At 69.4% G+C, this 19,491-nt stretch carries 19 protein-coding genes and 3 pseudogenes; 20 read left to right on the top strand and 2 right to left on the bottom strand.

Going from position 1 to position 19,491, the window contains the following annotated elements; genetic code table 11:
* Positions 1 to 10: 10 nt before the first annotated feature.
* The 5 genes from BHU06_RS10115 (at position 11) to BHU06_RS10095 (ending at position 4,769) form a co-directional block, all read left to right on the top strand.
* Positions 11 to 997, top strand: coding sequence for a tripartite tricarboxylate transporter substrate binding protein (locus tag BHU06_RS10115; RefSeq protein ID WP_070399039.1), 987 nt, complete (start codon positions 11 to 13; stop codon positions 995 to 997).
* Between the two features lie 83 nt (positions 998 to 1,080).
* The gene (locus BHU06_RS10110) at positions 1,081 to 2,067 is read left to right on the top strand and encodes an HlyD family secretion protein (protein WP_070399038.1); all 987 of its coding nucleotides are present in this window, start codon (positions 1,081 to 1,083) and stop codon (positions 2,065 to 2,067) included.
* Entirely contained in the window at positions 2,064 to 2,969 is a 906-nt protein-coding gene (locus BHU06_RS10105; RefSeq protein WP_070399037.1) for an ABC transporter ATP-binding protein, read from the top strand. The genes BHU06_RS10110 and BHU06_RS10105 overlap by 4 nt, the downstream gene beginning before the upstream one ends.
* Positions 2,966 to 4,099 (top strand): ABC transporter permease, encoded by a 1,134-nt coding sequence (locus tag BHU06_RS10100; RefSeq protein WP_070399036.1) that lies wholly within the window; start codon positions 2,966 to 2,968, stop codon positions 4,097 to 4,099. Before BHU06_RS10105 ends, BHU06_RS10100 begins: the two co-directional genes overlap by 4 nt.
* A gap of 67 nt (positions 4,100 to 4,166) precedes the next feature.
* On the top strand, positions 4,167 to 4,769 hold the full coding sequence (locus BHU06_RS10095; protein ID WP_070399035.1) for a TetR/AcrR family transcriptional regulator: 603 nt from the start codon (positions 4,167 to 4,169) through the stop codon (positions 4,767 to 4,769).
* On the opposite strand, the gene BHU06_RS10090 is transcribed toward BHU06_RS10095, so the two are convergent.
* A complete protein-coding gene (locus BHU06_RS10090) occupies positions 4,766 to 5,449 on the bottom strand; it encodes a TetR/AcrR family transcriptional regulator (protein WP_070399034.1) in 684 nt (227 codons plus the stop codon). The two genes, BHU06_RS10095 and BHU06_RS10090, sit on opposite strands and share 4 nt — an antisense overlap.
* An 88-nt stretch (positions 5,450 to 5,537) precedes the next feature.
* On the opposite strand from BHU06_RS10090, the gene BHU06_RS10085 reads away from it, so the two are divergent.
* The 10 genes from BHU06_RS10085 to BHU06_RS10040 all read left to right on the top strand — a co-directional run bounded on the left by BHU06_RS10085 (position 5,538) and on the right by BHU06_RS10040 (position 14,911).
* Positions 5,538 to 6,359, top strand: a complete 822-nt coding sequence (locus BHU06_RS10085; RefSeq protein ID WP_083293148.1) for a class II aldolase/adducin family protein — start codon at positions 5,538 to 5,540, stop codon at positions 6,357 to 6,359.
* A gap of 32 nt (positions 6,360 to 6,391) precedes the next feature.
* Positions 6,392 to 7,366, top strand: coding sequence for a TRAP transporter substrate-binding protein (locus BHU06_RS10080; RefSeq protein ID WP_070399033.1), 975 nt, complete (start codon positions 6,392 to 6,394; stop codon positions 7,364 to 7,366).
* A gap of 8 nt (positions 7,367 to 7,374) precedes the next feature.
* Positions 7,375 to 7,890, top strand: a complete 516-nt coding sequence (locus tag BHU06_RS10075; protein ID WP_139147038.1) for a TRAP transporter small permease — start codon at positions 7,375 to 7,377, stop codon at positions 7,888 to 7,890.
* A complete protein-coding gene (locus BHU06_RS10070; RefSeq protein WP_070399032.1) occupies positions 7,878 to 9,155 on the top strand; it encodes a TRAP transporter large permease in 1,278 nt (425 codons plus the stop codon). Before BHU06_RS10075 ends, BHU06_RS10070 begins: the two co-directional genes overlap by 13 nt.
* A gap of 12 nt (positions 9,156 to 9,167) precedes the next feature.
* The gene (locus BHU06_RS10065) at positions 9,168 to 9,923 is read left to right on the top strand and encodes an SDR family NAD(P)-dependent oxidoreductase (protein WP_070399031.1); all 756 of its coding nucleotides are present in this window, start codon (positions 9,168 to 9,170) and stop codon (positions 9,921 to 9,923) included.
* Positions 9,916 to 10,716 carry an SDR family NAD(P)-dependent oxidoreductase gene (locus BHU06_RS10060; RefSeq protein ID WP_070399030.1) on the top strand — a complete coding sequence of 267 codons (801 nt, stop codon included), beginning with the start codon at positions 9,916 to 9,918 and terminating at the stop codon, positions 10,714 to 10,716. Before BHU06_RS10065 ends, BHU06_RS10060 begins: the two co-directional genes overlap by 8 nt.
* Positions 10,717 to 10,726: 10 nt before the next feature.
* Positions 10,727 to 12,259: a class I adenylate-forming enzyme family protein gene (locus BHU06_RS10055; RefSeq protein ID WP_070399029.1), complete on the top strand. Its 1,533-nt coding sequence runs from the start codon at positions 10,727 to 10,729 to the stop codon at positions 12,257 to 12,259.
* Positions 12,260 to 12,320: 61 nt separating this feature from the next.
* Positions 12,321 to 13,469, top strand: a complete 1,149-nt coding sequence (locus tag BHU06_RS10050) for a helix-turn-helix transcriptional regulator (protein WP_139147037.1) — start codon at positions 12,321 to 12,323, stop codon at positions 13,467 to 13,469.
* Between the two features lie 124 nt (positions 13,470 to 13,593).
* Entirely contained in the window at positions 13,594 to 14,358 is a 765-nt protein-coding gene (locus tag BHU06_RS10045) for a hypothetical protein (protein ID WP_070399027.1), read from the top strand.
* 10 nt (positions 14,359 to 14,368) lie between these two features.
* Positions 14,369 to 14,911, top strand: a complete 543-nt coding sequence (locus BHU06_RS10040) for a hypothetical protein (protein ID WP_070399026.1) — start codon at positions 14,369 to 14,371, stop codon at positions 14,909 to 14,911.
* Between the two features lie 321 nt (positions 14,912 to 15,232).
* Here the strand turns inward: BHU06_RS10040 and istB are convergent.
* Positions 15,233 to 15,724: pseudogene (gene istB, locus BHU06_RS10035) on the bottom strand (IS21-like element helper ATPase IstB); the annotation flags it as partial.
* Between the two features lie 20 nt (positions 15,725 to 15,744).
* On the opposite strand from istB, the pseudogene BHU06_RS23165 reads away from it, so the two are divergent.
* From BHU06_RS23165 to BHU06_RS23105, 5 genes and pseudogenes are all read left to right on the top strand, one after another.
* Positions 15,745 to 15,822 (top strand): annotated as a pseudogene (locus BHU06_RS23165) (hypothetical protein); the annotation flags it as partial.
* A 72-nt stretch (positions 15,823 to 15,894) separates the two neighbouring features.
* On the top strand, positions 15,895 to 16,830 hold the full coding sequence (locus BHU06_RS10030; RefSeq protein ID WP_254668148.1) for an aromatic ring-hydroxylating dioxygenase subunit alpha: 936 nt from the start codon (positions 15,895 to 15,897) through the stop codon (positions 16,828 to 16,830).
* A gap of 42 nt (positions 16,831 to 16,872) precedes the next feature.
* Positions 16,873 to 17,853: a tripartite tricarboxylate transporter substrate binding protein gene (locus tag BHU06_RS10025; RefSeq protein ID WP_070399025.1), complete on the top strand. Its 981-nt coding sequence runs from the start codon at positions 16,873 to 16,875 to the stop codon at positions 17,851 to 17,853.
* A gap of 8 nt (positions 17,854 to 17,861) precedes the next feature.
* On the top strand, positions 17,862 to 18,641 hold the full coding sequence (locus BHU06_RS10020; protein WP_070399024.1) for an SDR family NAD(P)-dependent oxidoreductase: 780 nt from the start codon (positions 17,862 to 17,864) through the stop codon (positions 18,639 to 18,641).
* Positions 18,642 to 18,651: 10 nt separating this feature from the next.
* Positions 18,652 to 19,479, top strand: a pseudogene (locus BHU06_RS23105) (oxidoreductase); the annotation flags it as partial.
* Between the last annotated feature and the right edge of the window lie 12 nt (positions 19,480 to 19,491).

The raw sequence follows: 19,491 nt of genomic DNA, 5'->3' as shown, positions 1-19,491 counted from the left end.
AGACAAGCCCATGACGTTCCATCGCCGCACTTTGCTGGCCGCCGCCGCGGCCTCGGCCCTGAGTCCCATCGCCCCCCTGGCCTTCGCGCAGGCCAGCTACCCCGCGCGCCGCGTGTCGCTGGTGGTGCCCTTCCCCGCGGGCGGTCCCGCCGACATGGTGGCGCGCGTCATGCAGCCCCTGGTGCAGAAAGCGCTGGGCGAGGTGGTGATCGTCGAGAACTTCGCCGGCGTGGGCGGCGCGCTCGGCGTGGGCAAGGTGCTGTCGGCGCCGCCCGACGGCCACTCGGTGCTGCTGGCCACGGTGGCCGAGCCCATCCTGCCGCCCCTGACCATGCCCAACGTGCGCCACAAGCCCGAGGACCTGGTCCTGGTGTCGCAGCTGTCGTACACCAACATTGCGCTGGTGGTGCGGCCCAGCCTGAACATCCGCTCGGTGCAACAGCTGCTGGAGCACATGAAGAACCCGTCGGCCAAGGCGCTGAGCTATGCCACGCCGGGCAGCGGCACGCTCTACCACCTCATGGGCGAGCACTTCAAGTCGCTCACGGGCGGACAGCTGCTGCACGTGCCCTACAAGGGGCTGGCGCCGGCGCTCAATGACCTGCTCGGCGGACAGGTCGACATCGCCTTCCTGCCCATGGCCGGCAGCACGGCCAAGCTGATCGAGCAGGGCTCGCTGCGCCTGATCGCCAACGCCGCGGCCGAGCCGGTGGCCGGCGTGCCGCGCCTGGGCGACGGGGATGGCCTGAAGGACTTCGTCTACACCGTGTGGACCGGTGTCTTCCTGCCGCGCCAGGTGCCGGCCGAGGTGGTGGCCACGCTGCACCGCGCGGTCGACACCGCCCTGCAGGGACCTGAATTCGAGAACTACACACGCGAGGCGGGCGGCGTGGCGCTCAAGCGCGCCATGCCCCTGGCCCAGGCGCAGAAGTTCTACAGCGCCGAGGCCCAGCGCCTCACGCGCATCTTCCAGGCGGTCAAGCTCAAGGTGGATTGAGGCGGTCGCCGGCAGCGCGCCGGCTTGATCCAGGTCATGGCCAGCCGGGGGACACCGGCGGCCATTTCCTCTAAGCTGGCGCCATGTTCTGCCGTGCCAGCGCACCCCCCGTCGCCCGCGGACTTTGCGCCGCCGCCGCGCTGGCGCTCGCGGCCTGTTCGCCCGAGCCGCCCGCCACCTGGTCCGGCTATGCGGTGGGGGATTTCGTCTACGTGGCCGCGCCGCTGGCGGGCACCCTCGAGTCCCTCGAGGTGCGCGCCAGCGACACCGTGGCGCGCGGGGCGCCGCTGTTCGAGCTGGATGCGGCCAGCGAAACCGCGGCCCGGGACGAGGCCGCCGCGCGGCTGCAGGCCGCCCAGGCGCAACAGGCCAATCTGGAGAAGGGGCGCCGCGCCGACGAGCAGGCGGTGATCCGGGCGCAGCTGGCGCAGGCCCAGGTGGCGCTCGCGCTGGCCCAGCGCGAGGTCGAGCGCCAGCAGCGCCTACTGGCGCAGGGCTTCGTGTCGCTGGCCCAGGTCGACGACGCCAGCACGCGGCAGCGCGCGGCGGCCGCGCGGGTCGACGAGTTGTCGGCCGCGCTGCGGGTCGCCCAGCTGCCCGCGCGCGGCGACGAGCAGCAAGCCAGCCGCGCCAACGTGGCGGCGGCGGGCGGCGCCCTGCGCCTGCTCGAGCGCCAGCTGGAGAAGACGCGGCGGTTCGCGCCGGCGGCCGGCGTGGTGAACGACGTCTTCTTTCGCCCCGGCGAGTTCGTGCCGGCCGGCCAGCCGGTGCTGGCGCTGCTGCCGCCGGGGAACATCAAGCTGCGCTTCTTCGTGCCCGAGGCGGAGCTGTCCGGCATCCGCCTCGGCCAGTCCCTGGCGGCGCGCTGCGACGGCTGTGGCGCGCCGCTGCAGGTCCGTGTCTCGCACATCGCCGCGCAGGCGGAGTACACGCCGCCGGTGATCTATTCAAACGCGCAGCGCGCGCGGCTGGTGTTCATGGTCGAGGCCCGGCCCGAGTCCGCCGACGCGGTGCGCCTGCACCCGGGGCAGCCGGTCGACGTCGAGCGCCCCGCCGCGGGCACGCCATGAGCGCGCTGGCCATCGACGTCAGTGGCCTGACCAAGGCCTACGGCGGACGCAAGGTGGTCGATGGCGTGCAGCTGCAGCTGGCCGCTGGGCGCATCTGCGGCTTCCTCGGCCCCAACGGCAGCGGCAAGACCACGACGATCCGCCTGCTGTGCGGCCTGCTGCGCCCGGACGCGGGCAGCGGCACCTGCCTGGGCCTGGACCTGCGCGAGCAGGCGGCGCGGATCAAACGCCAGGTGGGCTACATGCCGCAGCGCTTCGGGTTGTACGAGGACCTGTCGATCCGCGAAAACCTGGACTTCGTCGCGCGCCTGTACGAACTGCCGCGGCGGCGCGAGGTGGTGGCGCGCACGCTGGAACGGCTGGGACTGGCCGCGCGCCAGGGGCAACTGGCCGGCGCCTTGTCCGGCGGCTGGAAGCAGCGTCTGTCGCTCGCCGCCTGCCTGATCCACGAGCCGCGCCTGCTGCTGCTCGACGAGCCGACGGCTGGCGTCGACCCCAAGGCGCGGCGCGAGTTCTGGGACCAGATCCACGACCTGGCGGACCAGGGCATCACCGTGCTCGTGTCCACGCACTACATGGACGAGGCCGAGCGCTGCCACGAGCTGGTCTACATCGTCGACGGCCGCGTGTTGGCGCGCGGCAGCGAGCGCCAGATTCTGGACGCGGCCGGGCTGGTGGTGTGGTCGCTGAAAGGGGAGGGGGTGGGCGCGCTCGCCGCGCCGCTGCGCGCCTGGCCCGGCGTGCTCGGCGTGGCCGCGTTCGGCAATGCCTTGCACCTGAGTGCGCGCGACGCGGCACCCGTGGAGCCCCGCCTGCGGGCGCTCGAGCAGCAGGGCTTCGGCGTGCAGCGCATCGAGGCCAGCCTGGAGGACGTGTTCATCAACCTGATGGGGCGCGCATGAACGGCCTTTCCTGGGCGCGCACGCTGGCCGTGTTCGTCAAGGAGTTCCAGCAGATGCTGCGCGACCGCCTGACCTTCGCCATGGCGGTCGGTGTTCCGGTGCTGCAGCTGGTGCTGTTCGGCTACGCCATCAACACCGACCCCAAGGGCCTGCCCACCGCCCTGGTGAACGCCGACCGGGGCGCGCTGGCCCAACCCATCGTGAGCGCGATCGAGAACACGGGCTACTTCCGCATCACCCACCAGCCGGCCGGCGAGGCCGAGGCCGAGCGCCTGATCGCCCTGGGCGAGGTGCAGTTCGTGGTGGCGATCCCGGCCGACTTCTCGCGCCGGCTGCTGCGCGGCGAGACGCCCGCGCTGCTGGTCTCGGTGGACGCCACCGACCCGTCGGCGGCGGCCAACGCCATCGCGGCGCTGTCGCAGTTGGTGCCGCGGGCGCTGGAGCACGACCTCGTGGGCCCCTTGCGCGGCCTGCAGGCGGCCGCGCCGCCGTTCGATCTGCGCGTGCACCGCCGCTACAACCCGGAGGGGCTGTCGCGCTACAACATCGTGCCGGGCCTGATCGGCACCATCCTGACCATGACCATGGTGATGCTGACCTCCCTGGCCATGACCCGCGAGCGCGAGCGCGGCACCATGGAGAGCCTGCTGGCCACGCCGGTGCGGCCGGCGGAGGTGATGCTGGGCAAGATCCTGCCCTACGTGCTGATCGGCTACCTGCAGCTCGGCGTGATCCTGGGCGCGGCCTTCGTGCTGTTCGAGGTGCCGATGGTGGGCAGCGTCTGGCTGCTGCTGGCCATGATCGGGGTGTTCATCGTGGCCAACCTCGGCGTGGGCTTCACGTTCTCGACCATCGCCCGCAACCAGCTGCAGGCGGTGCAGATGACCTTCTTCTTCTTCCTGCCCTCGATGCTGCTGTCGGGCTTCATGTTCCCGTTCCGGGGCATGCCGGTCTGGGCGCAGGCCATCGGCGAGGTGCTGCCGCTGACGCACTTCCTGCGCATCGTGCGCGGTATCCTGCTCAAGGGCAGCACGCTGGCGGACGTGTTGCCCGAGCTGTGGCCCATGCTGGCCTTTCTGCTGGTGGCGGCCGTGGTCGCGCTCGCGCGCTACCGGCAGACCCTCGATTGAGGGCCCCACCGGCGGACCGGCCTCAAGGCGTGTTTTTCCCCAACCCATCCCACCGACGACTGCCTCTATGTCCAGCACCAAACCGGCCCGATCGCCCCGATCCGACAACCGACTGCCGGAGCTGCTGGATGCCGCGGCGCGCCTCTTTGCCCGCCGCGGGTACGCCGCGACGTCCATGCGGGACATCGCCGTCGAAATCAAGATGCTGCCGGGCTCGCTCTACTACCACTTCCCTTCCAAGGAAGACCTGCTGCTCGCGGTGTACCAGGCCGGCGTGATCGAACTGGAAAAGGCGGCCACCGAAGCCGTGGCGAAGGAGACCGATCCCTGGGACCGCCTGGAGGCGATGTGCAAGGCGCACCTGGAGACCGTCTTGCGCGACAGCGACTACGCCCAGGTCCTGATCCGTGTGTTGCCCGATGACATTCCGCAGGCCGCGGACCGCTTGCGGGAGCTGCGGGACAGCTACGAGCAGGTCTTTCGCCAGGTCGTGGCGCAGCTGCCCCTGCCGGCGGGGACCGACCGGCGCGCCCTGCGCCTGATGCTCATGGGCGCGCTCAACTGGGCGACCCTGTGGTTCAACCCGGACGGCCGCGATTCACCGCGCGTGCTGGCGCGCAAGTTCGTGGGCCTGGTGAGGGAGGCGCAAGGCAGCCGGGCCCCCGCCTAGGAGGAGCGGGTGCCCGCGCGCGCGGCGGGCGCCTTCGTGTCCTGGCCCTTTTTTGGTGGTTTCGCCGGCTTCTTGGCCCGGACCGCGTCGAGCTTGACGTTCTCGCTCAGCACGCCGTGCATGGCGAGGTCGAGGTACTCGCGCACGAACTTCGGCGTCAGGGTCTGGTGGCCCACGAGCAGGCGGTAGTACAGCGGGGCATAGAGCACGTCCAGGATGACCTCCGGGTCGGCGTTGCGCACGGTGCCATCGGCGATGCTGGACTTGACGATGCGAACACCTTCCTCGCGCCGGGCCCGGATATAGCCTTCGCGAAACGCCTCGGCCAGCGCCGGGTCGGACTGCCCTTCCGCGATCAGCGCGGCCATCATGCGCCCCAGGGGGCCTCGGAACTGCTCGCTCATGTTGAGCAGCCGGTCGATCACCACGTCCAGCGACAGCCGATCGGGATAGGGGATCGCCACCAGCGACTCGCGCCGGAAGGCCGACATGATGATCGCGGCGCGGTTGGGCCACCACTTGTAGATGGTGGCCTTGCTCACCTTCGACCGGGCCGCGATGGCATCGACCGTCGTGGCCTGCAGGCCGTGCTCCGACAGCAGGGCATAGGCGGCATCCAGCACCGCCTCTTCGGCCTCCTTGCTGCGCGTGCGCCCGCGCGGTCTCTTGCTTTCAGCCACTGAATTGTCGGAAGGCGTTCGAGTAGACATGGTGTCGCGATGTTAATATACTGAACGTTCAGTTTATAAAAAGGAGACGCTCCCCATCATGCAGCAATCCGCCGAACAGGCCGCGCAGGCCGGCCAGACCAGCTTTCGCAGCTTCGAACTCGACGCGAACCGGCGGCCCGACCCCGTGGGCATCACCGCCGAAGAGTGGGCGGTGCGCGTGGACCTCGCCGCAGCCTACCGCCTGTGCGCGATGCATGGCTGGGACGACCTCATCTACACCCACATCTCGGCGCGTGTGCCGGGCACGTCGGGGCACTTCCTCGTCAACCCGCTGGGGCTGGCCTTCGACGAGATCACGGCCTCCTCGCTGGTGAAGATCGACTACGACGGCAATGTCATCGGCGACACACCCTATCGCCCCAACGCCGCCGGCTTCGTCATTCATGGGGGTGTCCACCAGGCGCGCGAAGACATGGGCAGCGTCATGCACCTGCACACCATTCACGGCATGGCCCTGTCCATGCTGCCCGACGGCCTGCAGCCGCTGAGTCAGCACGCGCTGCGCTTCTACGGGCGCATCGGCTACCACGACTACGAAGGCATCGCCCTGTCGACGGGGGAGCGCGAGCGCATCGTCGCGGCCCTGGGCCAGCACCGCGCGCTGGTGCTGCGCAACCACGGCACCCTGACCGTGGGCAAGACGGTGGGGGGCGCCTTCGTCGAGATGTACTACCTCGAGAAGGCGGCGCAGGCCCAGATCACGGCCCAGTCGACCGGCCAGCGCCTGCTGGTGCCCGAGCCGCAGGTGTGCGCGCTGACCGACCAGCAATGGCAGGAGGACTTCAGCAGCGACGCCAACCGCGAATGGCCGGCCCTGCTGCGCAAGCTCGACCGCCTTGACCCGTCCTACAAGAACTGATCCCGATTCAACCGACAACCAGGAGACACAACATGAGCACCTTCCGCACCCTCGCGGCGGCGATCGCCGTGGCCGGCGCCACGCTGGCCGGCGCCGCCGCCCACGCCCAGCAGATCGTCAAGATCGGCTACGCGGTGTCCCGCGACAGCCACTATGGCGCTGGCGCCGATGCGTTCTGCGACACGCTGGAGAAGGGGTCTGCGAACCGCTTCAAGTGCAGCCAGGCCCCCAACGCGACCCTGGGCAACGAGCGTGAGATGGTCGAGTCCGCGCAGATCGGCTCGCTCGACGTCGCCTTCGTGTCGAGTGGCACGGTGGGCAACTTCGTGCCCGACATCCGCGTGCTGGACGTGCCCTTCCTGTTCCGCGACACCGAACACGCCCGCGCCGCCCTCGACGGCGCGGTGGGCCAGAAGCTGCTCGCCGCCTTCCCGGCCAAGGGCCTGATCGCCATGGCCTGGGGCGAGAACGGCTTTCGCCACCTGACGACCTCGCGGCGCGAGATCCGCGCGCCGGGCGACCTGGCCAACATCAAGCTGCGCACGATGGAAAACCGGGTGCACGTGGAGAGCTTCCGCGCCTTGGGCGCGCTGCCCACGCCGATGGCCTGGCCGGAGGTTTACACCGCGCTCCAGCAGGGCACCATCGACGGACAGGAGAACCCGCTGTCCATCCTGGTGACGGCCAAGCTGTGGCAGGTGCAGAAGCACCTGGCGCTCACCTCGCACGTGTATTCGCCGACCCTGCTCATCGCCAGCCCGGCGCTGTGGGCCAAGCTCAACGCCGCCGACCGGCAGCTGTTCCTCAACGCCGCCAAGGCCGGCGCGGCGGCGCAGCGTGAGCGCGTGACCCGCGAGGCGCAGACCGCCGTGGCCCTGCTGGAGAAAGAAGGCATGAGCATCACGCGCCCGGACACGGCCGAGTTCCGCAAGGCGCTGGCGCCGACCTTCAAGAAGTTCGAGTCCCAGTTCGGCCCCGACATCGCGGCCATCCAGCGCGTGCAGTGAGCCCGAACGTGCGTCGCGCCTACCTGGGGTTTGCCAATGGGTGCGAGCGCCTGTGCGCGCTCGCGCTCACTGTGTTGATGGGTGCGATGGCCCTGCTGGGTTTCTTCCAGGTGGCCACGCGCTTCGTGCTGCATGAACCCTCGCCCTGGTCGGAGGAGTTCCTGCGGCGGGCCATGATCTGGCTGGTGGCGATCGGGCTGTCCATCGGCTTTCGCTACGGCGCGCACATCTGCGTCGATGTCATCAACCGCGTGCGGGCGGCCTGGCTGCGGGCCTTCGTGCGATCGAGCGTGTTCCTGCTCTCGCTGGTGTTCCTGGTGACGGTCGCCTGGATCGGTACCGACATGGCCTGGCGGGTTCGCTTTCAGAGCTTCGCCAGCGTGGAGCTGTCCATGACCTGGGCCTACGCGGCCATTCCGGTGGGCGCGGCCTTCGCCGCCATCGCCCTGGTCGCCCAGTTCATCGCCCCGTCGCAAGACACGCCGGGCCGGCGCGAGTTTGGAGGCATGGCATGCCAGGAATGATGTTCGGCACGATGCTGCTGTGCTTCGCGCTCAGCGTCAGCGTGGCCGTGTCGATCGGCCTGGCCAGCCTGGGCGGCGTGCTGATGTCGGGCAGCCTGCCGCTGGTGGTGGTGCCCAAGGAGATGTTCTCCAGCCTCGACAAGTTTCCGCTGCTGGCGGTGCCCTTCTTCGTCCTGGCCGGCAAGCTGATGGAAGAGGGCGGCATCTCGCAGCGCCTGGTGGAGTTCGCCCGCGCGCTGGTGGGCGGCATCCAGGGCGGCCTGGCGCTCAGCTGCGTGCTCACCTGCCTGATCTTCGCGGCGGTGTCGGGCTCGTCCGTGGCCACCACGTTCGCCGTCGGCTCCATCCTCATCCCGGCCCTGGTGCGCATGGGCTATCCCACGAACTGGGCGGCGTCGCTGCAGGCCACCTCGGCGGAGCTGGGGGTGATCGTGCCGCCGTCGGTGCCCATGATCCTGTACGGCGTCGCGGCCGAGGTCTCGATCGGCGAGATGTTCGTCGCCGGCATCGGCCCGGGCGTGCTCATCGCGGGGGCGCTGATGCTCTACGTGCTCATCTGGGCGCGCGTGACGGGCATGGGCAAGCGCGACGGCGAGGGCCGGCTGGCCCTCTGGGTGGCCGGGCGCAACGCGTTCTGGGCGCTGATGATGCCGGTGATCATCCTGGGCGGCATCTACGGCGGCATCTTCACGCCCACCGAGGCCTCGGCGGTGGCGGTGGTCTACGCCGTGCTCGTGGGCCTGTTCGTCTACAAGGGGCTGAGCTGGCGCGCGCTGCCGCGCGTGCTGCGCCAGTCGGCGGTCACCACCTCGGTGATCATGTTCATCATCATGAACGCGGGCCTGTTCTCCTACCTCGTGAACTACGCTGGTATCCCGGAGACCCTGGGCCACTACCTGCAGGAAACGCTCAAGACGCCGATGAACTTCCTGCTGGGCGTCAACCTCGCGCTGTTCCTGATCGGCATGTTCGTCGAGACCGGGGCGGCCATCATCGTGCTGGCGCCGATCCTGGCCCCGGTGGCGGTTTTCTTCGGCATCGACCCGGTGCACTTCGGGCTGATCGTCATCGTGAACCTGGCCCTGGGCATGATCACGCCGCCGGTGGGGGTGAACCTGTTCGCCGCCTGCGCGGTGGCGCGCATCCCCCTGGACCAGCTCGTCAAGCCGCTGCTGCCGTTCGTGGGCGTGGTCATCCTCTGCCTGGGGCTGATCTCGGCGGTGCCGGAGATCTCGCTCACGCTGCGCGACGCGGTGTTTCGATAGGGAGACGACACGATGAACCCGGAAGAAGGCATCGACGCGCTGGGCGTCGACCTGAGGGGACAGCACGCGCTGATCCTGGGCGTGGGCGGCATCGGCTGGGCGCTCGCGCGCATCGGCGCGGCCCTCGGCGCGCGCCTGACCCTGGTCGACCGGCAGCTGCCCGGCGAGGACCTGCGAAACGCCTTGTGCGGGGCGGCCTCGCACCGGTGGCTGGCGATGGACCTGTCCGACACCTCGGAGCAGGACCGCCTGCTGGCGCTGTGCGGCGACGTCGATGCGCTGGCCATCACCAGCGCGGTGTGCCCGGACGAGTCCGGGCTCGACCCCGCGTCCGCGGCATGGGACGAGAGCTTCGAGGCCGTGTTCCGCATCAACGTGGCGGCCCCGCTGCGGCTGAGCCTGCGCATGCTCGACGCCATGGCCGCGCGCGGCCGGGGGCGCATCGTGCTCGTGGGGTCCATGGCGGCGCGCAACGGCGGCCTGCTGGCCGGCGGGCAGTACGCGGCGAGCAAGGGCGCCCTGCACACCGCGGCGCGCTGGCTGGCGCAGCGCGCCGCGCCGCGCGGCGTGAGCGTCAACGCCGTCGCGCCCGGGGTCACGCTGACCCCCATGATCGAGGGCCGCTCGTACGACGCCTCGCGCATCCCGCTGGGGCGGGCCGCGGAGCCGGTGGAGGTGGCGCGGATCATCGCGTTTCTGATGAGCCCGGCGGCCAGCTACGTGCAGGGCCAGGTCATCGACGTCAACGGAGGGGCCTGGATTGGCTGAGACACAAGCATTCGGGGGGCGCTGGTCCCTCGTCACCGGCGGTGCCAGCGGCATCGGCCTGGCCTGCGCGCAGGCGCTAGCGCAAGAAGGCAGCGCCCTGGTGCTGCTGGACGTGGACGCAGCCGGCCTGGCGGCGGCGCGCTCGCGCCTGTCCCCGCTGGGCGTGGCGGTCGAGACGCGCGAGGTCGATGTGTCCGACGCGGCCGCGCTGGAGGCCATTGCCGCCGATCTCGACGCGCGCGGCGTGCGGGTCGAGCACATGGTGCTGGCCGCCGGCGTGCTGCAGCCCATGCACGGCATCGAAACGCTGGACCTGGCCGTGCACGAGCGGGTCTGGCGCATCAACTACCACGGCAGCTACCACTGCTGCCGCCTGTGGGGCGAGCGCATGAGGGTGGCCGGGCGCGGCGCCATCGTCACCGTGTCCTCGGTCACCGCGCAGCGCGCCACGCCGCTGCTGGCCTACGGTCCCGCCAAGGCGGCGCTGGAGAACCTGACGGCCTCGCTGTCCGTGGCCTACGCGCCGCACGGTGTGCGCATCAACGCCGTGGCGCCCGGCTTCACGCTGACGCAGGCGCTGCAGGACAAGATCGACGCCGGCCTGCGCGACGCGGACGCCATCCTGTCGCAAGTGCCCATGGGCCGCTTCGCGACCCCCCAGGAGATCGCCGCGAGCGTGCGCTTCCTGCTGTCCGACCAGGCCGCCGCGGTCACGGGCACCACCCTGGTGGTGGACTGCGGCTGGCTGGCGGGCTCCGGCTGGCAGACTTACCAGCCGATGCCGCGGCGCTGAAAGGGTTCCCATGCATTTCAATCACGGTGTTTTCGGCCTGTTGTGGCGCACCGCCACGCAGCGGCCCCAGGCCCCGGCCGTGGCCCTGGGCGAACGGGTCGTGGCGCGCTACGGCGATCTGCTCGAGCGTGCCCTGGACGTGTCGGCCGGGCTGGCCCGCCTGGGCTGCCGGCCCGGCGACCGGGTGGTGATCTTCATGAAGAACCAGCCCGAGTGGCTGGCCCTGATGTTCGGCTGCTGGGCGCGTGGTCTGGTGGTCGTGCCGGTCAACGTGAAGCTGCACGCGCGCGAGCTGGCTTTCATCCTGGACGACTGCCAGGCGCGCGCGCTGTTCCACGACCCGGGCCACCAGGACGCGCTGGACGCGCTCGGCCTGGTGCCGCGCACGCCCGGGATCGCGGTCGGAGGTGCCGACTACCAGCGCCTGCTGGGCGCGCCCCCGATGGCGCCCGAGCCGGTGGCACCGGACGCCCTGGCCTGGCTGTTCTACACCAGCGGCACCACCGGACGGCCCAAGGGCGCCATGCTCAGCCACGCCAACCTGCTGGCGATGGCCAGCGCCTACACCAACGACGTCGAGCCCGAAGGCATGGGCCGCGCCATCCTGCACGCCGCGCCCATGTCGCACGGCTCGGGCCTGTACATCCTGCCGCACGTGCTGCACGGCTCGCTGCACATCTGCCCCGAGTCGCGCGGCTTCGAGGTCGACGAGATCGACCGCCTGATGGCCGTGCACCGGGGCGTGTCGATGTTCGCCGCGCCGACCATGGTCACCCGGCTCACGCTGTCGGCGGCCACCGACCTGCCCGGCCTGCAGACGCTCGTCTATGGCGGCGGGCCGATGTACGTGGCCGATTGCGTGCAGGCCATGGACCGTTTTGGCGAACGCCTGGCGCAGATCTACGGCCAGGGCGAAACGCCCATGACCATCAGCTCGCTGACGCGCTCGCAGCACGAGCGCGGCCACCCCCGGCTGCAGGCGCGCCTGGCGTCCTGCGGCTACGCGCAGACCGGCGTGCAGATCCGCATCCTGGACGACCGCGGCGAGGCCCTGCCGGTGGGCGAGACGGGCGAGATCGTGGTGCGCGCGCCCACGGTCATGCTGGGGTACTGGAACCTGCCAGACGCGACCCGCAAGACCCTCAGGGACGGCTGGCTGTACACGGGCGACGTCGGCGCCTTCGACGCGGACGGCCTGCTGACGCTGAAGGACCGCAGCAAGGACGTGATCATCAGTGGCGGCACCAACATCTACCCGCGCGAGGTCGAGGAGGTGTTGCTGCGCCACCCCGCAATCCGCGAGGTGTGCGTGCTCGGCATGCCGGACGCCGATTGGGGCGAATCGGTGGTGGCCGTCTACAGCTGCCGCGACGGCGAGGCCGCCACGGCGCAGGAACTGGACCAACTCTGCATCGAGCACATCGCGCGCTTTAAGCGACCCAAGCGCTACCTGCAGGCCGCGGAGCTGCCCAAGAACGCGGCCGGCAAGATCCTCAAGGCGCAGTTGCGCGAGCAACTGGCGGCATCCGGCCGAGCCGGCTGAGCGGTCCTGCGGCGCCCGTCGGACGCGCCGGCCGAGTGCCGATATCGGCTAAAACGCCGGCATGTCCCGACCCGATGTCCTCATGCACCGGGCCACCGAGGCCCTGTACGACGCCGTGATCGACCCAGCCGCCTGGGACGATGCCATGCGGGCGCTGCGTGCCCTGTTCCATTCGCGGGTGGAAGCCTTGTACTGCCTGGACCTGCGCGCGCGCGCTCTGCGGCCCGTTCGCATCGAAGGCGTCGATCGGGCACACATCAAGCGCTTCTCGGCCAGTTTCTACCTGCCCGACAACCCCTGCCTGAAAACGCCCGAGCTGCACCGGCCAGGCGTGGTCCGCACCGAGGAACGCATGCTCGCTCACCTGGGTGACCCGGCGGCCTTGCGGCGCTCGACCTACTTCAACGAGTGGCTGCGGCCGCAGGGCCTCGCGCACACCATGGGCATCACGCCGTGGGTGCAGGAGGGCCTGGTGCTCAACTTCAGCCTGTTGCGCGAGCCCGGTCGCGGCAGCTTCGGCCTCGCCGAGCAGCGCCGCCTCGATCGGCTCGCGAGGCACATGGAGCGCGCCATGCGCATGGTGGTGAAGCTCGACACGCTGACGCAGCGTTGCAGCGACAGCACGACGGCCCTCGATCGGATCGAGCAGGGCATGGCCGTGCTCGACGCGCAAGGGGCCTTGCTGCAGGCCAACCAGGCGGCGCTGCGGCTGCTCGCGCGCGGCAAGGGCTTCTGTTTGCGCGGCGGCCGGCTCGCCGCGCGCGAGCCGCAAGACCAGGCGCGTCTCGATGCCCTGCTGAACGCCTGCACGGCCGGCAGCACCTGGGCCGAACCGCTCCAGCCGGCCGCGCTCGTGGTTCAGGGGCTGGTGCTGCAGATGACGCCCCTGCGCAGCACGCGCAGCGTGTTCGTGTCGCCGCAGGCGGCCGTCCTCGTGAGCCTGTCGGAACCGCTGGCGCCGCCGGTCGCACAGGCGCGCGAGACGCTGGCCGCGCTGTTCGGACTCACCGGGGCCGAAGCGCGGCTGGCGCTGTCGCTGATGGACGGGGGAGGGCTGCGCGAAGCCGCTTCGCGCGCGCGCATGAGCTATGCCACCGCGCGCTGGTACCTGAAGATCCTGTTCCAGAAAACCGGGTCCACGCGACAGAGCGAACTGATCGCGCTGCTGGTGCGGGTCACGCAGTCGGCCTGGCCGCTGCAGATGCACTGAGGTCGTGACCCCGCCCGGCATCGCCGCGCGCCTCGCACCGCCCATGGGCGCACCTCCCATTTGGGAGGTGCCTCGCATGCCCGCGCGACCTAGCATGGGCCCATCACAACCGAGGACAGTCGATATGCGTTACGCCGTTTTCCGGCGCGCTTCGGCCGGGCTGCTCGCCATGGCCGCCGCGCTGTGCCAGCCCGCCGCGGCCCAACCGTCGTTTGACATCGTGGGCCTGCGCCCGGGCATGAGCGAAGCCGAAGCGATGGCCGCGCTCACCGCACACCGCCCCGGCATGCGCGTGCAGAAGCGCAACATGACCTACAACTACAGCGACGGCGTGCAACAGCTCAACACGCCGCCCTTTCTGTACGAGCTGTGGGTGACCTTCGACGACGCGCAAGGCCGCGAGGATTTCCGGCTCTACTTCGCACCGCCGCCCAGCGCGTCGCGTGTGCTCGGCATGACGCGTCAGGTGAGCCTGAAGTCTCCTCCCACGCAGGCCCAGCTCGGTGCCCAGCTGGCGCAGCGCTACGGCTCGCCCACCACCAGCGGCAAGAGCAACACCACCACCAACTTCGTTTGGGGGGAGCCCGGCAAACCCATGTGCTGGCGCAGCACGCCCAACACCACGGTGATCGGGGTGGGCGAAGCATCCGACATCCTGAGCGGCCTCAAACGCGGCCAGGACAAGGGCTATGTGCCGCGAGACCCCTCGACCTGCGGGCTGGCCGCCGCCGCCAGCATGGCCGGCGAGCCGGTGCACAACCTCACGGTGCGGCTGGTGGACTACGGCGCCTGGGCCGGCACGCACCAGAAGGCCAGGGACTGGGTGGAGCAGCAACGGCAAGAGGCCGTGAAGGCGCGGTTGTCGCGCGGTGCGGCACCCAAGCTCTGAGGAGCGCTTCGTGGCATGGCGCTCGCGCTGGCTGGCCGCGCTGTGGTTCACCACCGCTGCGGCGGCCTGGGCCCAGCCGGCGGGGCCGCGCCTGTTGTTCGGCGACGCGGCCAGCCGGCTGCCCGAGGCCGATCAGCAGGCCATCTTCCGCCTGCTCGACTACCGGATCGCCCCGGGCGGCAAGGCCTTGATCGCGCCCGATTGCGGCGAGATCGCGCACGAGACCCAGGTGCTGGATCTCAACAGCGACGGCGTGCCCGAGGTGCTGGTGATCGCGGGCAATGGCTGCACCTCGGGCCACACCGGCTCCTCGGTGTTCCTGTTCGTGAAAGACGCGCAGGGCCGCTATGCGCAGCAACTGGGTTTTCCCGGCGCGAGCGTCACGCCATTGCCGACACGAAGCCAGGGCTGGCGGGACCTGCGCATCGGCACGGCGGGCTTCTGCGAGCCGGTGTGGGCGTGGAAGGGTTCGGCCTACGACCTGAAGTGCAGCGTGGAAACCCAGCGCCGGGGCTGCCAGGGGCTGGGGCCGGTGAAGCTGTGCCGGCGTTGAGGGCCTGTCTAACGCCCTGCAAGTCAATGCGTCGGGTTCACGGCACCCCCCATGAAAAGCTGACGCTGCTTGCCGCTTCGTCCGGATCGAGCACCTCTCCGCTCCGGTACTTTTGAGCGCCGGGACAAACGCTCAAGCCCTGCGCAACTCAGCGCCAGGCCTCACGCGTTCGCCCAACAAAAAAGCCCCTGCACTGCAGGGGCCTCAGACTCGCTGGCGGTGGGGGTAGGCGGGGCTGAAACTGTCTCAGGGCCTGGGCCCGCTGCGCGTGCTTCAAAAATGTTGCGGTAGCGAGCCATCGAGGTGTGTTGGTGGACACCCTTAAATAAAAAAACGCGCGCGCACGCACGGGCGCACGCGAAAAAGGGAATTCTCCACGATGTGGCAGTGATGCGTGAGGCGATCGAGCAGCGCAGTGGTCATCTTGGCATCGCCGAAGACCTGGCTCCACTCCCCGAAGCTGAGGTTGGTGGTGATGACCACGCTGGTGTGCTCGTAGAGCTTGGAGAGCAGGTGGAAGAGCAGCGCACCGCCCGACTGGCTGAACGGCAGGTAGCCCAGCTCGTCCAGGATGAGCATGTCCACGTACATCAGGCGGTGTGCGATCTGCCCGGCTCTGCCCTGGGCTTTCTCGATCTCCAGCGCGTTGACCAGCTCCACCGTGGAGTGGAAGCGCACCCGCTTGCCGTGGCGGTGCACGGCTTGAACACCCAGGGCTGTAGCCAAGTGCGTCTTGCCGGTCCCAGGACCGCCGATGAAGACCACGTTGTGGGCCGAGTCGGTGAAGCTGCTCGTGTGCAGCTTATTGATCAACTCCGCGTCGATGGCGCTGCCTGATCAGTGAGTTCTGCTCGCACCGTGGCGTATCGCTGTACTTCGGTCGCAACGAAGAAAACGGCATTCGTTGCGCGTACCACGGCGTCAAATTCGACGGCGACGGCAAGTGCGTGGACGTCCCGTCTTCGCCCCAGTCGTGCGCGCGCATGCACATCAAGGGCTATCCCTGCGTGGAGCGCGGCGGCATTGTCTGGGCGTACATGGGTCCAGCCGAGCACCAGCCCGCCCCGCCCGAAATCGAGTGGTGCACACTGCCCGAGAGCCACGTGTACGTGTCCAAGCGGCTGCAATACAGCAACTGGCTGCAGGCGATGGAAGGTGGCATCGACACCGCGCACGTGTCCTACGTGCACCGCTACGAGGTGGACACCGACCCGATGCACCAGGGCGTGAAGGCGCTCGACTACATCAAGGCCGATGGCAACGTGGTGTTCGAGATCGAAAAAACGCCATACGGCCTGGGTCTGTTCGGCCGTCGCAATGGCGAGCCCGACTCCTACTACTGGCGCGTCACGCAGTGGCTGTTCCCCTGGTTCACGCTGATCGCGCCTTTCGGCGAGCACGCACTGGGTGGCCACGTGTGGGTCCCCATCGACGACCACCATTGCTGGGCGTGGAGCATCAACTGGCAGCCCTTCCGTCCGCTGACCGACGAAGAGCGTTCGGCCATGGAGGCAGGTCAGGGCATCCACGTGGAGTACGAGGCCCCGGGTAGTTTCGTCCCCAAGGCCAATCGCGACAACGACTACCTGATGGACCGTGTGGCGCAGCGCGAGAAGCGTTCGTACAGCGGCGTGTTCGGCTTCTCCGCGCAGGACTACTCCCTGCAGGAAAGCATGGGCCCGATCCAGAACCACGAGGCCGAGCAACTGCTGCCCACCGACAAGGCCATCGTGATGGCGCGTCGCATGCTGGCAGAAGCCGCAACGGGAATTGAACAGGGGATCACTCCTCCTGCGCTGGACGCCAGCCAGCAGCGGGTGCGGCCCGCCGGCGTCCTGCTGCCCAAGGAGCAGAACCCCGTCGAGTGGGCCAAAGAGCATCTGGCCAACAGTATCGAGAAGCCGGTTTTCACTCTGTAAGGGCCTGAGCCGGCCACACACACCAACCATAGGAGACAAGACATGTTCCCACGCCGATCCCTTCTCGCCGCCGCCCTGCTGGGTGTGGCCGCCGCCAGCCCCTCGTGGGCTCAGAGCGCGGCCGACTGGAAGCCCACCAAGCCGGTGCGCATCATGGTGCCCATCGTGGGCAGCACCAACGACGTGCTCGCCCGCCTGGTGGCGCCCAAGCTGCAGGAGGTGTTCGGCCAGCCCTTCGTGGTGGAGAACAAGGGTGGCGCGGGCGGCAACATCGGCGCGCTGGACATCGTGCGCTCCGCGCCCGACGGCCACCACCTGCTGGTGGGCTACAACGGGCCGCTGGCCATCAACGTGAGCCTCTTCAACAAGATGCCCTACGACCCGATGAAGGACCTGGCGCCCATCACGCTGGCGGTGAAGTCGCCCCAGTATCTGGTGGTGAACCCGGCCACGGGCATCACCAGCGTCAAGGAATTCATCGCAACCGCCAAGACGAACCCGCAGAAGTTGAACTACGGCTCGGTCTCGGTGGGCAGCGCCTCGCACCTGACGATGGAGATGATGAAGTCGGAGGCCGGCTTCAACATCACGCACATCCCCTACCGGGGCGCCGCACCCGCGGTGTCCGACCTGGTGGCCGGCATGGTGCAGACCGGCTTCTTCGTGCCGGGCAACGTGCAGGGCTTCGTCAAGGAAGGCAAGCTGCGCTTGCTGGCCAGCACTGGCCTGAAGCGATTCCCCAGCACGCCCGATGTGCCCACGCTGGCGGAGTCGGGTCTGAAGGACTTCGAGGCCACTTCGTGGATCGGCTTCCTCGCGCCGGCGGGTACGCCGCCGCACATCATCAAGCGCTACAACGAAGAGATGGTGAAGATCCTGAAGTCGCCCGACATCCTGGCCCGCCTGCACGAGATGGAGTTCGAGGTGGTGGCCGGCACGCCGCGCGAGTTCAGCGCCTGGATCTCGTCTGAGATCACGCGCTGGGGCAAGGTCATCAAGGACAACGGCATCAAGCTGGATTGAGGACAGGCATGGCATCGTTGCGACTGGCCGGCCGCGTGGCCATGATCACGGGCGGGGGCGCCGGCATCGGCGCGGCCGCGTCCGCCCTGTTCTGCCGCGAGGGCGCGGCGGTGGCGATGGTGGACGCTGACGCGCAGGCGCTGGAGCGCACGCGCGCGGCGATCCTCGAAGCGCAGCCCGAGGCGCGCCTGTTGTGTGTCGCGGCCGACGTGTCGGACCCGGCGCGAGCGCAGGCCGCAGTGGCCCACTGCCTGGACGATTGGGGCGCGCTGGACGTGCTGGTGAACAACGCCGCCATGCGCAACTACCTGCCGGCGGCCGAGGTGTCGCCCGCCGACTGGCAGGCCATCGTGGCGGTGAACCTGGCGGGCATGTCCAACTACTGCCAGGCCGCGCTGCCGGCGCTGCGCCGCTCGGGCGCGGGCGCCATCGTCAACGTGTCCTCCTGCTACGCTGTCACCGGCCGCAGGGGCATGGCGCTGTACGACGCCACCAAGGCCGCACAACTGGCCTTCACACGCACCTTGGCGTTCGAGGAATCGGCGCACGGTGTGCGCGTCAATGCGGTATGCCCGGGATCCACGTTGACCGATTTTCACGTGGGCCGCGCTTCGGCGGCGGGCAAGAGCGTGGAACAGCTCAGCACCGAACGCAAGGACACCTCGCTCATAGGACGCTGGGCGCGCCCTGAGGAGATTGCCTGGCCGATCCTGTGGCTCGCCTCAGGCGAGGCTTCCTTCATCACCGGCACCACGCTGATGGTGGATGGCGGCCTTCACATCATGTGAGGGATAGGCGATGACGACTGCCACCCTCAAGGCCCGCGTCCATTGCCTGCGTTACGAGGCGCGCGACGTGGTGAGCGTCGAACTGCGCCCCGAGCACGCGGGAGTGGTGTTCCCGCCGCACGCGCCTGGTGCGCACATCGACCTACACCTGGACAACGGCCTAGTGCGCAGTTACTCGCTGCTAAACCCGGCCGGTGAGACCGGGCGTTACGTGGTCGGCGTGCTCAAGGACCGCAAGAGCCGCGGCGGTTCAGTTTTCGTGCATGAGCAGTTGCGCGTGGGGCAACTGCTAACGATCTCGGCACCGCGCAACAACTTTCCTCTGCACGATTCGGCCGCGCATTCGGTGTTCGTGGCCGGCGGAATCGGCATCACGCCCATCCTGTGCATGCTCGACCGCCTGTCTGCCTCAGGGCGTTCGGCTGACCTTGTTTACTGCGCGCGCTCGCGCGCAGATGCGGCCTTCCTAGAGCGCCTGAACGAGCTAGCCTCGCCCACGCTGCGCGTGCACTGGCATTTCGACGACGAGGCGGGTGGGCCCCCGGACCTGCGCGAACGGCTGCGTCCGTTTGCCAAACACAGCCACTTCTACGCCTGCGGACCCGGTCCGATGTTGGACGCCTTCCTGTCGGCTTGCGAAGTGCTGGAGTTGCCTAACGCGCATATCGAACGCTTCGCGGCTGTGCCGACACTGACCGCGTCGACCGAGCCCACGACCTTCACCCTGGAATTGCGTCGCAGCACGCGGCGTATTGAGGTACGTGCCGACTGCTCGGTGCTGGACGCCATGCTGGAGGCAGGACTATCGCCCGATCACAGTTGCCGCGAGGGGCTTTGCGGCGCTTGCGAA

It is taken from the genome of Hydrogenophaga sp. PML113, assembly GCF_001777155.1.
Classification (GTDB): domain Bacteria; phylum Pseudomonadota; class Gammaproteobacteria; order Burkholderiales; family Burkholderiaceae_C; genus Hydrogenophaga; species Hydrogenophaga borbori.
This window is presented reverse-complemented; position numbering and strand designations above follow the sequence as displayed.

What these genes read in the sequence shown, in the direction of transcription:
- BHU06_RS10115 (WP_070399039.1), top strand. Translation starts at nt 11, where the DNA reads ATGACGTTCCATCGCCGCACTTTGCTGGCCGCCGCCGCGGCCTCGGCC.
- BHU06_RS10110 (WP_070399038.1), top strand. Translation starts at nt 1,081, where the DNA reads ATGTTCTGCCGTGCCAGCGCACCCCCCGTCGCCCGCGGACTTTGCGCC.
- BHU06_RS10105 (WP_070399037.1), top strand. Translation starts at nt 2,064, where the DNA reads ATGAGCGCGCTGGCCATCGACGTCAGTGGCCTGACCAAGGCCTACGGC.
- BHU06_RS10100 (WP_070399036.1), top strand. Translation starts at nt 2,966, where the DNA reads ATGAACGGCCTTTCCTGGGCGCGCACGCTGGCCGTGTTCGTCAAGGAG.
- BHU06_RS10095 (WP_070399035.1), top strand. Translation starts at nt 4,167, where the DNA reads ATGTCCAGCACCAAACCGGCCCGATCGCCCCGATCCGACAACCGACTG.
- BHU06_RS10085 (WP_083293148.1), top strand. Translation starts at nt 5,538, where the DNA reads ATGCAGCAATCCGCCGAACAGGCCGCGCAGGCCGGCCAGACCAGCTTT.
- BHU06_RS10080 (WP_070399033.1), top strand. Translation starts at nt 6,392, where the DNA reads ATGAGCACCTTCCGCACCCTCGCGGCGGCGATCGCCGTGGCCGGCGCC.
- BHU06_RS10070 (WP_070399032.1), top strand. Translation starts at nt 7,878, where the DNA reads ATGCCAGGAATGATGTTCGGCACGATGCTGCTGTGCTTCGCGCTCAGC.
- BHU06_RS10065 (WP_070399031.1), top strand. Translation starts at nt 9,168, where the DNA reads ATGAACCCGGAAGAAGGCATCGACGCGCTGGGCGTCGACCTGAGGGGA.
- BHU06_RS10055 (WP_070399029.1), top strand. Translation starts at nt 10,727, where the DNA reads ATGCATTTCAATCACGGTGTTTTCGGCCTGTTGTGGCGCACCGCCACG.
- BHU06_RS10050 (WP_139147037.1), top strand. Translation starts at nt 12,321, where the DNA reads ATGTCCCGACCCGATGTCCTCATGCACCGGGCCACCGAGGCCCTGTAC.
- BHU06_RS10045 (WP_070399027.1), top strand. Translation starts at nt 13,594, where the DNA reads ATGCGTTACGCCGTTTTCCGGCGCGCTTCGGCCGGGCTGCTCGCCATG.
- BHU06_RS10030 (WP_254668148.1), top strand. Translation starts at nt 15,895, where the DNA reads ATGCACATCAAGGGCTATCCCTGCGTGGAGCGCGGCGGCATTGTCTGG.
- BHU06_RS10025 (WP_070399025.1), top strand. Translation starts at nt 16,873, where the DNA reads ATGTTCCCACGCCGATCCCTTCTCGCCGCCGCCCTGCTGGGTGTGGCC.
- BHU06_RS10020 (WP_070399024.1), top strand. Translation starts at nt 17,862, where the DNA reads ATGGCATCGTTGCGACTGGCCGGCCGCGTGGCCATGATCACGGGCGGG.